Raw genomic sequence first — 11,461 nt, 5'->3', positions numbered from 1 at the left:
AATCCACGCAACTACCTGGCCTTTCTCGGCCTCGCCGCAGCCCTCTGCTGCTACAAGCGGTACGTCCGCCTCACCACATAGGACACCGTCTAAAGTTCGCGGAGGTAATTCCCGCATCTCGGACATGCGGGATGAACTGGGGCGGGAGGCCGACGAGGCGTGATGAGTGCGGATCACGGCGGACGACCGGCGGAAGACCTCGGAGCGACAGCCGTCGGTGGAGCCCACCCGCGCCTGAGAGCCGCCCGGCTGGCCCTGTGGCTGATCGCCGCCGTCCTCGCGGCCCGGCAGGTCGCAGTCGTCCTCGCCACCCCGCGCGGCGAGCGGCTCACCGACCTGGAGACCTGGCTCGGGGCGGACGGCGTCCTGCACGTGACCGGCTCGCTCTACGACTCGACCCGCTTCACCGGCACGCCCTTCGGCGGCCTCGTCCTCAAGCCCCTGACCCGTGCGGCCGAGCAGGCCCTCGGCTGGGGCTGGACCTTCGGCACGCTGCTGCTGGTCGTGTCCCTCGGCCTGATCGCCGCCCGCGCCCTGCCCCAGCCCGTCGGCCGCCGCACGGCGCTGCTGGCCGCCCCCGTCGCCATCAGCCTGCTCATGCTGTCCCTGCCGGTGCGCAACACCCTGTGGCTCGGCCAGACCAGCATCATGCCGGTCCTGCTCGTCCTGCTGGGCTGCTTCGTCGCCCACGGCCAGCGGCTCAGCGGCCTGCTCATCGGCGTCGCGGCAGCGCTCCAGCCCACACTGCTGCTCTTCGCGCCCCTGCTGTGGTTCACCGGCCGCAGACGCGCCGCCCTCGCCGCCGGTGCCACCTTCGCCGCCGGCACGGGCATCGCCTGGGTGGTGATGCCGCACGACTCCCACCGCTACTGGGTCCACCACATGGCGGGCGTCGGCCTCGGCGGCCCGGCCGACGACCTCGCCAACCAGTCCCTGCACGGCGCCCTGCTGCGGCTCGGCCTGAACGGCCCGCCGGAGGTCGCGCTCTTCCTGACACTCGGCGCGGCCGTCGCCGTGCTGGCCCTGCGCCGGGCCGTGCGCCACTTCCGCGACGGCCAGCTGCTCCTCGCCGTCGCGGTCACCGGCTGCGCGGCGATCGTCGTCTCGCCCACGGCCTGGCAGCACCAGCTGCTGTGGGTGCTGCTCGCGGTCGTCGGCAGGGCCGGCCGGCGCGCGTTTGACCGGTACGTGTGGCCGGTGACGGTCGTCCTGGTCATGACCCTCCCGGCGAAGATGCTCCTGCCGGACATGACGGCCCTCGCGCCGCTGCGCGACAACGTCGTCCTCCTGGCCGCCCTCGCCGCCGCCACCGCCGTGCCGTTCCTGTCCCGCACCTCGCCGTACTACCGCTCGCCCCTGCCGGCGCAGTACGCGCCCGCCGTCCCGTCCCGCTTCCGGCACGTGCCTGTGCTGCCGTTCCTGCGGCGGGTCCTCACCCGGCCGAACCTCCTGCTCGAACTGCTCCTCATCCGGGTCACCTACGCCGCCTACTCCCAGGTCCGCCTCGCGGCCACCGGGGGCAGCAACTCGGCCGGGCGGGCGGAGGCCGAGGAGCACGGCGCGCAGATCCACGCACTGGAACGGGCCCTGCGCATCGACATCGAGCACTGGGCCAACCACACGGTCGCCGGGATCGACTGGCTGCGCGAGTTCTTCGACTACTACTACACGTCCTTCCACTTCGCCGTGCCGCTGACCGTCCTCGCGGTGCTGTACGGGCGCCGCCCCGCCGACTACCGCTGGGCCCGCTCCGCCCTGGGCATCACCACCCTGCTCGCCCTGGCCGGCTTCTGGCTCTACCCCCTGGCGCCGCCCCGCCTGATGCCGGCCCTCGGCTTCATCGACACGGTCCACGGCGTCCAGGACTTCTCCCAGCCGGACTACGGCACGCTCACGGCCCTCACCAACCAGTACGCGGCCATGCCGTCCCTGCACTTCGGCTGGTCGCTGTGGTGCGGGGTGGTGATCGCGGTGGTGGCCCGCGGACGGTGGGTGAAGGCCCTCGGCGCGGTCCATCCGCTGCTCACGGCCGTCGCGATCGTCGTGACGGGCAACCACTGGGTGCTGGACGCGGTGGGCGGGGCGGTGGTGGTGGGGGCCGGCTTCGGGCTCGGGTACCTGCTGACGGGGCCGCGGCCTGCCGTGGCGGACCGCGGCGGGGCGGCGGTGTCCGAGGAGGCCGGCCGTTCGGTCAGTGCCGGCCGATGACCTGCCGTGCGTGCTCCAGGTGACGGGCCTTCGCCTCGGCGAGCCGGGAGAAGTAGGCCCGGTTGTCGGCGACGGCCTGCCGCTGCAACGCGGACTCGACGCGGAACAGGACCCCGACGAGCCGCGCCCGCTGCTTGCACCGGACGTCCGCGGAGGCGGTGGCGATCTCCTCGTCCGACGCCGGAGCGGATTCCCGGGACCACCAGCGCGCGTCGGAGACGGCCTCGTCGGGCGTGCGGTAGTCGAAACCCCGTCGGCGCATGCACGTCTCCCAGCGGTTCAGCGCCGCGACCGCCTCCGGCTGTTTCTTCGTCTTTTTCAGCAGCTCCGAGCTCAGGCGGTTGAACCGGTCGTAGTCGGCCAGGGCGCCGTCCCGTTCGAGGCGGTCGTTCGCCTGGTATCCGCAGCCGTTCTGCTCGTCGTAGGCCGCGCGTACTCCGGCCGAGCCGAGGCTTTCGTCGCGCTTTTTGCGCAGCTCGGTTATTCCGGTGCCCGCTGACAGTACTCCCGCGTTCGCGTGGTATCCAAATTCACGGGCCACTGCTTTTTCGATGACCCCGTACCGGCGCCGGTTCTTCAGGTCGTCGACATGTGCGGGGTAATCGAGGACCTGCCAGTCGTGGCCGCGCTTTCGCATGCAGGCCCGCATCAGCAGATCGCGCGCCTCGGCGACCTCGAACGACTCCTGGTGGGAGAGCTCATAGGCGTCGAACGGCAGGATCAGGCTCCGTACCTCGGCGGTGGGCGCGACCGGTCGCGCGGCGCCGTCGGTCCGCGGAGCGGCGCTCGCCGCACAGCCGGTCGCCAGTACGGCGAGCGCCGTGACGAGGGCGGCGCGGGGGTGTGCCGTGGTGGGAAACATCTCTGCACCGCCCTCGACGTGTCTAGCGGAAGTCCACGCAGCTGGCCTTGTTGTCGAACGAGTTGTTGCTGAAGTCGCTGTCGACGGAGTTGGCCCGGGCGAGGTAGTTGTCACCCGTGCAGCCGGCGTTCTGGTACAGCGCCACGTCACGGCTGGTCTGGTTCTTCATCGAACTGGCGCCGTCGTTGACCGGGCTGGTCGTGCCGTTCCAGTAGGTGTCGCTCAGGGCGCGGTCGTCACCCGAGAAGTTCTTGCTGCTGCCGCCGTAGTTGTCGTGCTGGAAAAGCCAGAAGTACGTGGCCTGGACGCCGGTGCCGGCAGCGCCGGACGTTTCGGCGGCGGTGGCCGTCTGGGCGAAACCGAAAGCGGTCGCGCCGAGGAGCGCGACGGAACCGACGGCGGCGGCAATGCTGCGACGCATTTGTTTTCTCCTGTGGATGGGGTGCCTGTGATCGCCGTAATTCCAACGTGGCAGGCATGACCCCGTCAATGCGGTTCCGCAGCCTGGCCGGAACGGGAAATCAGGCATTTCTCCCGGCCGCCCTTCGACGCGGAGTGCTTCACGTGAGGGTTTGGAGTGACATCGAAAGGGGGATTTCGCCGCTCCGTTTCATGGTTGGCCGAAAACCCTCATGGATGCTCCCGGTTCACGAACCACACCACCCACGCGGTCAGCGCACTGGCGACCACCACCACCAGCAGCAGCGTCAGCAGCCGCACCCGCCGCTCCGAGCGCGCCGCCTCCCGCGCCACCCGCTCGTCCTCCGCCAGGCTCGCGGCGACGAACGCGCTCTCCGACGCGGTCAGTTGGGGCACCGGCAGCCCCTCGGCGGTGCAGAACTCCTCCCGCGCGGCGCGCAGCAGCACTCCCCGGTACAGCGCCCCCGGATCCCGGTCCAGGCTCTCCCACACCCGGGCCGCCTCCGTCAGCCGCCGGTGCAGCCGGAGCCGGTCGCGTTCCTCCTCCACCCATCCGCGCAGCCGCGGCCAGGCGGTGATCAGGGCCTCGTGCGCCAGCTCCGCCCGGTCCCCGTCCAGGGTCAGCAGCCGGGCGGTGACCAGCCGTTCCAGAACCTGGCCCGCGGCGCCGGTGGCCCGCAGCTCGGACAGCGGCACGGGACGCCGGGTGTCGGGGCCGCCCTCACCGGGCGAGATCAGCCGCAGCAGCAGCGCCCGGGCCGCGTCCGCCTCGGCCGCCCCGAACCGGCCGAACACTTCCTCCGCCGTGTGGGCGACCGCTCCCCGGACGCCTCCGACGGCCTCGTAAGCGGTCAGGGTGAGCCGCTTGCCGCTGCTGCGCCGCCACAGTTCCAGCAGCGTGTGGGACATCAGCGGCAGACCGCCCGGCTCGTCGGCCACCTCGGCGAGGATGCGGTCCGTCACCGCGCGCTCCACCACCAGACCGGCGGCCGCAGCCGGCCGCACGATCGCCTCGCGCAGCCGCTCGACGGACATGCCCGGGACCAGGACGTGCGCGTCGTCGAGGGCCGCCGCGAACTCGCGGTGATCCGCGCAGTGCCCGAAGAAGTCGGCCCGCACGGCGATCAGCACCCGTAACCGGCTGTCCGGTGCGCGCGCCGCCAGCAGCATTTCGATGAACTCCCGCCGCCGGCCCGGGTCCCGGCACAGCGTGAACACCTCCTCGAACTGGTCGACCAGGACGACCGTGTCGCCCGGTGCGTCCCCGGCCGGTGCCAGCACGTCCCGCCGCTCCCGGGCCGGATCCGGGCCCGGGGTGCAGATCCGCACCGCGGCGGGCCGTACCCCCGCCACGCCGCCCTCGCGCAGCGCGGGCACGAGTCCGGCGCGCAGCAGCGACGACTTCCCGCTGCCCGAGGCGCCGACCAGGGCCGCGAACCGGTGCTCGGCCGTCAGTCTCAGCAGCCGCTCCACCTCGGGTCCCCGGCCGAAGAACAGCTCCCGGTCGGCGGTCCCGTAGCGGGCCAGGCCGCGGTAGGGGGCCCGGGCGTCGTCGGGAGGCGCCGTCGCGCGGGCCGTGTCGGCCGCGGCCTCGTGCCAGCGCCGCTCCCAGTCGCTCTCGTCCCCTCCGCACGCGCGGACGTACGCCAGGGTGACCGGCAGGGAGGGCAGCCGCCGGCCGGCCGCCGCCTCGGAGAGCGTCGGTGCCGAGTAGCCCGCCGTGACGGCGAGTTCGCGGTACGACGGGCCACCCGCCTCCTCACGCAGCAGGCGCAACTCGTGTGCGAGGCGCTGCACCGGCCCCTGGGCCGGATCCAGTTCCTTCTCACGGCGTCCCACGTGCCTCCCCTTCGCCGAGTGCCGCCCGCGTCAGCACCGCGTACGCCGGTGCGGCGTACGCGCTCGTCACGCTAACCGCTCGCCGGATTGATAGGCGCCCCCGACGGGGGCTGCCCATCAACGCGCGCGCTGGTGGAGTCGGCACCGTCCACCGGGCCACCCACCACGAGAGGCGAGTACGGATATCGACACGACACGGCTGAGCCGCCCGGCGGCGGACCGCCCCCGAACCGTCCCGGCACCCCCGGCCCCGGCGGCCCCCGGCCCGGCCCACCGCCTCGGTCTGCTGCTGCCCCCGCTCCTCGCCCTGGCGACCGGGCTGTGGGGCATCCGCCGCGACGGAGCCCTGTGGCAGGACGAGGCGGTGACCTACGAGATGGCCCACCGCGCGCTGCCCGGCCTGTGGGCCACCCTGGCCGGGGCCGACGCCGTCCACGGGCTGTACTACCTGCTCATGCACGGGGTGTTCGCCCTGTGGGACGGCGGTCCGGTCGCGCTGCGGCTGCCCTCGGTCCTGGCCACGGCCGGCGCCGCGGCGGGCGTCGCCGCCCTGGGGCGCGGGCTCGCCGGACCCCGGGCCGGGCTGGCGGCCGGTGTGCTGTTCCCGCTGCTGCCCGCGGTCCAGCGCTACGCGCAGGAGGGCCGCTCCTACGCCCTGGTGACCGCGCTGGTGGTGGCGCAGACGTCGCTGCTGCTGCAGGCCTGCACCGAGCCGGGCGGGCGGCGGCGCCGCGTCCGGTGGGCCGGTTACGCCCTGCTGACCGCACTGTCGGGGCTGTTGCACGAGTTCGCGCTGCTCGCGCTCCCCGCGCACGGGATCGCGCTCCTGGCCTCCCGGGCGCCACGGGCCGTGGGCCGGGCGTGGGCCCGTGCGGCGTGCGGCGCGGCGGTCACCGTGACGCCGCTGGTCCTGCTGAGCCTGCGCCAGAGCGGGCAGGTGGCGTGGATCTCCGTGTCCCTGGCCGGGGACGTCGCCGGGTTCCTGCTCCTGGCCGTTGTCGGCGCGGCCGCGGCGGCCGTCGTCCGGCGCGCTTCCGCGGCCCCGGCACCCGGCCCCCGGCTGCACACCTGGGCCCTGCCCCTGCTCCTGGTCCCCCCGGCGCTCCTGCTGCTGGCGTCCGCGGTCCGGCCCCTGTACGTGGACCGCTACGTGCTCTACTCCCAGGCGGGCCTGGCCCTGCTGGTGGGCGCCGCCCTGGACCGCTTGTCCCGGCCGGCCCGCGCGTGGAGGCTGCTCGCGCCGGTGCTGGTGGCCGCGGCGGTGCCGGCGCTGTGGCCCGTGGGGACGCAGCTGCGCGACCCGCACAGCCGCACCGACGACGCCCGGGCCATCGGCCGGGCCGTCGCGCAGGTGTCCCGGCCGGGGGACGGGGTGCTCTTCGTGCCGGCCAGCCGACGGGTGTGGGCCCTGTCCCGGGAACCCGCCTCGTACGGTGCGGTCGACCTGGCGCTGGCGGCCTCGCCGCGCGCCGGGCACACGCTGTACGGCACCGAACTGCCCGCCCCGGGCATCCGTTCACGGATGCTGCGCGTCTCACGGATCGTCGTGGTGCACGATCCGGCGCGGGACCGGCGGGAGGCCGACGGGCGGGAGCGGACGAAGAGGGCGACGCTGCGCGCGCACTTCACCCCGTGCGGCGAACGGACGGTGGGCGTGGCCCGGATCGTCGTCTACGAGCGCGGCAGCCGGTGCTGAGCACCCGTCACCGGTGCGGCTCCGGCACCGGACCCGACCCGAAGGTCCCGAACTCCCAGGAGGCGACCATCACTTCGCAGACGGAAGCCGCAGCGGCCACGCGGGACCCGGCGGACGGCGCGGGCCGGCACGGCGAGGGCCCGCCCGCCCGGTTCCGGCCGGTCGCCCCCTTCGTCACCGCCCTGGTCCCGGCGCTCGTCGCCGTGGCCCTGGGGTTGTGGGGGATCGAGCGCCAGAACAGCATGTGGCGGGACGAGTCGGTCACCTACCAGGTGGCGCATCGCCCGCTCGGCGAGCTGGGGGCGCTGCTGGAGCACATCGACGCCGTGCACGGCCTGTACTACCTGTTGATGCACGGGGTGTTCGCGCTGTGGGACGGCGGGCTGGTCGCGTTACGGCTGCCGTCGGTGGCGGCGACGGCCCTGGCCGCCGCCGGTGTCTCGGCGGTCGGCCGCCGGCTGGCCGGGCCGCGTGCGGGGCTCGCGGCGGGGCTCGTCCTCGCCGTGCTGCCGGTGGTGCAGGAGTTCGCGCAGGAGGGCCGTTCCTACGCCCTGGTCTGCGCGGGGGTCACCTGGGCGACCTACGCCTTCCTCCGCGCCCTCGACGCGCGAGGGGCCCGCTGGTGGACCGCGTACGGGCTGCTGCTGGCGGTGACCTGCTGGCTGCACGAGTTCGCCGGACTGGCCCTGCTCGCCCACGGCCTCACCCTGGTGCTGCTGCGGGCGCCGCGCACGGCCCGGTGGCGCTGGTGCGCGGCGGCGGCCGGGGTGGCGTTGAGCGTGCTGCCGCTGGCGCTGGTCAGCGCGGGGCAGTCGCAGCGGCAGCTGGGCTGGCTGGGGCGGCCCGGGCTGGGCATGTGGCTGCAGTTCTGGGCGCTCGCGGCGGCCGGGGCGCTGGTGGCGTGGCTGCTGCTGCGCCGCTCCGGGGGCGCGGTCCGGGAAGGGGACCGGCGCCTGGTGGCCCTCGCCCTGCCGATGCTGACCGTCCCCGCCGGAGTGCTGCTGACCATCTCGCTCGTCGAGCCGTGGTACGTCGAACGGTACGTGCTGTACGGCATGACCGGTCTGGCCCTGCTGGCCGGGGCCGGGCTGGACCGCGCGGTGACCCTTCGGCACAGGCTCGCCCCCGCCGCCCGGGTGTTGACAGCCGGACTGCTCGCCGGCGCCGCCCTGGCCGTGCTGCTGCCCTGGTCGCTCCTGCTCCGCTCGCCGGAGAGCCGCAAGGACGACGTGGTCGCCGTCGCGCACGCCGTCGAGCAGGTGGCGCGCCCCGGGGACGCGGTCCTGTTCCTGCCGTCGCGGCGCCGCGAGTGGCTGCTGTCGTTCCCCGGGGTCTACGCCCGCCTGCACGACCTGGCCCTGGCCGAGTCGCCCGGCGCGTCGGGCACGCTCCAGGGCACCGAGGTCCCCGCCGGCGTCCTCCGGCACCGTCTCCTCACCGCCGACCGTGTCATCGCCCTGGCCGACCCGGTGGGCCAGCCGCTCGACGACGTACCCCAGGAGGTGGTGAAACGGCGGGTCCTGCGCACGTCCTTCCAGGTCTGCGCCCGCACGGCGGTACGCGGCGCACAGGTCGTCGTGTACGCCCGGCCGGGACACTGTGCGACACGGGAACGAACTTTCGAGGCTGATGAAATGTCCCGAATGTGAAGGAAAACATCTGGCGGTTCGGCTGGTGCATCTGTGAATATCTCGATCCTGAGGGGGATGCCGCCGATCGTGACCGGACCGGCGGCTGCCGCCCAACGACAGCAGGGGGATCGAGTGATTTCTGTGCGTTTGGGTGCCGACGCGCTGACGGATGCGACCTTTGCGCTGTCTCCGCTGGCGCAGATGGTGTTCCTTCTGGGCCTCGGCGGAACGGTTGCGGGTACGGAACAGCCACGGGAGCGACCCGGGGTGCGGGAGATCCTCTTCCGGAAGGATCTGCGCCTGCTGGCGGCGCTGCGCGGGGAGATCCGCGGCTACGCGCCGGGGTTCCTGCTCCCGCAGTGCGAGTCGCACGGCGCGCTGGACGGGGAACTGCACCAACTGGCCACGACGCCCGACGGCGTGGTGGCCCAGCAGTTGGACAGGGTCCTCACGCTCGCCCGGGCCGGACAGGCGGGGCCGTCCGCGGGCGTCACCACGATCGCCGCCGCGCTGGACGCCGGGGAGCAGTCGTTCGTCCAGCGGTTGGCCTCCGAACTGGGCCATTTCTGGCGCGGGTTCATGGCGGAGCGGTGGGAGGGCCTGCGGTGCCGGATGGAGGCGGACATCCGGCACCGGGGCGCCTCCATGGCGAGCCGCGGCCTGAGCGCCACCCTCAACTCGCTGCATCCGGCGGTCTCCTACGACTCCGGTGTGCTGCACATCCGTGACGAGCGCTCCTGGAAGGTGTTCGAGGGGAGCAGGATGGTGCTCCACCCCTCGCCCCTCGCCTCCACCTGGCTGCTGCGCGACGACCCCTGGGGTGACGGAGGGACCCATCTGGTCTACCCGGTGGGCGCGAGCGGCGCGTCCGGCGGCGCCCCGGCGGCGGGGCCCGCGGCGGAGGGCGAGCTGGGCAAGGTGATCGGCGAGGCCCGGCTGCTCCTCCTGTCCGACCTGGGCAGCTCCCGCACGACCACGGAACTGGCCGAGCGGCACCGGATGAGCGCGTCGACGGTGTCGTACCACCTGCTGCGGCTGCACCGGGTGGGGCTGCTCAACCGGGTGCGGGAAGGCAGCCGGGTCTACTACCAGCGCACCCCGGAGGCCGACCGACTCGTCGCCCGCCGCTACCGTCACACGCTCACCACGCAGTTCGCCGGGGCGTAGCGCCCGGCTCGGTGGAGCGGACGGTGGGGGCGGCGGCCCCGCACTCGAACCAGACGGTCTTTCCGCCGCCGGACTCCAGCGACACGCCCCACTTGCCGACCACGGCGTCGAGCAGGAGCAGGCCCCGGCCGCCCTCCGACTCCTCGTCCGAAGCGGCCGGGGTGCGCGGCAGTTCGTCACTGCCGTCCGTGACCTCCACCCGTACGCCGGTCCGCTGCCGCAGCAACAGCAGGGTGCAGCGCCGGTCCGGGACGTGCCGTACGACGTTGGCGAGCAGCTCGGTCACGCCCAGCTCCACGGCGTCGGACAGCTCGGGCATGCCCCACTCGGCCAGGAGCGAGCGGGCGATACGGCGGATGTGCCGGGGAGCGTGCGAGCCGACGGTGAGGCGCATCGTGTACTGGGCGGGAATGTATTCGTTCACGGGACGAGCCTGACGTGCGGTGACTACCCTCGGCTACGGAACGGATACAACCCGTCCCGTGGTGGGCGGTGTTGCGTGAGAGGGGCTCTGCGTGACCAACATCAACGCGCTCGACCCGGGGGCCTCCCCGCTCGACTACTACGGCTACGAGCTGCGCCGGCACAGGGAGGCGGCCGGGCTGACGCTGAAGCAACTCGGGGGGATCCTCAACTACACCGGCTCGCTCGTTGGGCAGATCGAGACGGCCCGCAAGGTGCCCACGCCGGAGTTCAGTGAACGGGCGGATGCGGCGCTGGGCACGGACGGCTTGTTCTCCCGGCTTGTGGACCTGGTGCTGCGCAGTCGGCTTCCGGCCTGGTTCCAGCAGGTGGCGGAGCTGGAAGTGCGGGCCACGGAGGTCTGCTCCTTCCAGACGCACATGGTCCTCGGGTTGCTGCAGACCCCGGGGTACGCGCGGGCCGTGCTCGGCGCGTTGGACCATAGCGACCTCGACGACCGCACGGCGGTGCGGCTCGCTCGCCAGCGGGTCTTCGAGAGGGCTGAGCCGCCTGTCTTCTGGGCGGTCCTCAGTGAAGCCGCTCTGCACCTGGAGATCGGCGGTCCGGAGGTCATGCGGGAGCAACTCGCCCACCTGTTGTCGTTCGAAAGCAATCCTCGGATCAACGTCCAGGTGTTGCCGTTCTCGGTGGGTGCGCACGCCGGGCTGCAAGGCTCGTTCGACCTCTACCGGTTTTCCAGCGACCCCACCATCGTCTACACGGAGGGGTACGGCAGCGGGTATCCGACCGCGAACCCGGACACCGCCAGGGAGTGTTCGCTCCGTTACGATCACCTGCGGGCTGCCGCGCTTTCCCTCAACGACTCGGCGGAGCTCATCCGGCGCGTAATGGAGGAACGCTATGGAGATGCAGTGGCGTAAGTCGTCCTACAGCGGTGACCAAGGCGGCCAGTGCCTCGAAGTCGCCGAAACGCCCCACACCACCGTCGCGATACGCGACTCCAAGAACCCGGCGGGTCCGATCCTCACTCTCGACCCCGCCGTGTTCACCAGCTTCGTCGACTGGGCGGCCGCAACCGCTGAATGATCGAAGGCGACGGCCCCGGGGATCAGGGGGCCGCCGCCCTCGGTCTGCGCCACGGGTGGGCGGTCGTCCAGAGAAACAGGCCCCGCCCGATGCCCGCAATGAACCCCTTTACTAGGGATGGCCGCACGG

10 protein-coding genes are annotated in these 11,461 nt (G+C 73.2%); 6 read left to right on the top strand and 4 right to left on the bottom strand.

The genetic code is table 11. The annotated features are described in order from the left end of the window. Nucleotides 1-162 precede the first annotated feature (162 nt). On the top strand, nt 163-2,208 hold the full coding sequence (locus ABTZ58_RS19995; RefSeq protein WP_502996102.1) for a bifunctional glycosyltransferase 87/phosphatase PAP2 family protein: 2,046 nt from the start codon (nt 163-165) through the stop codon (nt 2,206-2,208). On the opposite strand, the gene ABTZ58_RS19990 is transcribed toward ABTZ58_RS19995, so the two are convergent. From ABTZ58_RS19990 to ABTZ58_RS19980, 3 genes are all read right to left on the bottom strand, one after another. Beyond that, a complete protein-coding gene (locus ABTZ58_RS19990) occupies nt 2,192-3,070 on the bottom strand; it encodes a hypothetical protein (RefSeq protein WP_351358084.1) in 879 nt (292 codons plus the stop codon). The two genes, ABTZ58_RS19995 and ABTZ58_RS19990, sit on opposite strands and share 17 nt — an antisense overlap. A gap of 22 nt (nt 3,071-3,092) precedes the next feature. Further along, nucleotides 3,093-3,491 carry a peptidase inhibitor family I36 protein gene (locus tag ABTZ58_RS19985; RefSeq protein ID WP_351358081.1) on the bottom strand — a complete coding sequence of 133 codons (399 nt, stop codon included), beginning with the start codon at nt 3,489-3,491 and terminating at the stop codon, nt 3,093-3,095. 209 nt (nt 3,492-3,700) lie between these two features. After that, on the bottom strand, nt 3,701-5,329 hold the full coding sequence (locus tag ABTZ58_RS19980) for a helix-turn-helix domain-containing protein (RefSeq protein ID WP_351358078.1): 1,629 nt from the start codon (nt 5,327-5,329) through the stop codon (nt 3,701-3,703). A gap of 364 nt (nt 5,330-5,693) precedes the next feature. Here ABTZ58_RS19980 and ABTZ58_RS19975 point away from each other — a divergent pair, with 364 nt between their 5' ends. From ABTZ58_RS19975 to ABTZ58_RS19965, 3 genes are all read left to right on the top strand, one after another. After that, complete coding sequence (locus ABTZ58_RS19975) at nt 5,694-7,025, top strand: glycosyltransferase family 39 protein (protein ID WP_351358075.1); 1,332 nt, start codon at nt 5,694-5,696, stop codon at nt 7,023-7,025. Continuing rightward, the gene (locus ABTZ58_RS19970) at nt 7,019-8,674 is read left to right on the top strand and encodes a glycosyltransferase family 39 protein (protein ID WP_351358072.1); all 1,656 of its coding nucleotides are present in this window, start codon (nt 7,019-7,021) and stop codon (nt 8,672-8,674) included. Before ABTZ58_RS19975 ends, ABTZ58_RS19970 begins: the two co-directional genes overlap by 7 nt. Nucleotides 8,675-8,923: 249 nt before the next feature. Beyond that, nucleotides 8,924-9,823 carry an ArsR family transcriptional regulator gene (locus tag ABTZ58_RS19965; protein WP_351358069.1) on the top strand — a complete coding sequence of 300 codons (900 nt, stop codon included), beginning with the start codon at nt 8,924-8,926 and terminating at the stop codon, nt 9,821-9,823. Here ABTZ58_RS19965 and ABTZ58_RS19960 read toward each other — a convergent pair. Next, complete coding sequence (locus tag ABTZ58_RS19960; protein WP_351358066.1) at nt 9,798-10,247, bottom strand: ATP-binding protein; 450 nt, start codon at nt 10,245-10,247, stop codon at nt 9,798-9,800. The two genes, ABTZ58_RS19965 and ABTZ58_RS19960, sit on opposite strands and share 26 nt — an antisense overlap. 91 nt (nt 10,248-10,338) lie before the next feature. Between ABTZ58_RS19960 and ABTZ58_RS19955 the strand changes: the two genes are divergently transcribed. Continuing rightward, complete coding sequence (locus tag ABTZ58_RS19955) at nt 10,339-11,166, top strand: helix-turn-helix domain-containing protein (protein WP_351358063.1); 828 nt, start codon at nt 10,339-10,341, stop codon at nt 11,164-11,166. After that, nucleotides 11,153-11,332, top strand: coding sequence for a DUF397 domain-containing protein (locus ABTZ58_RS19950; RefSeq protein ID WP_351358060.1), 180 nt, complete (start codon nt 11,153-11,155; stop codon nt 11,330-11,332). Before ABTZ58_RS19955 ends, ABTZ58_RS19950 begins: the two co-directional genes overlap by 14 nt. Nucleotides 11,333-11,461 lie beyond the last annotated feature (129 nt).

It is taken from the genome of Streptomyces sp. NPDC094143 (assembly GCF_040303825.1).
Classification (GTDB): Bacteria; Actinomycetota; Actinomycetes; order Streptomycetales; family Streptomycetaceae; genus Streptomyces.
This window is presented reverse-complemented; position numbering and strand designations above follow the sequence as displayed.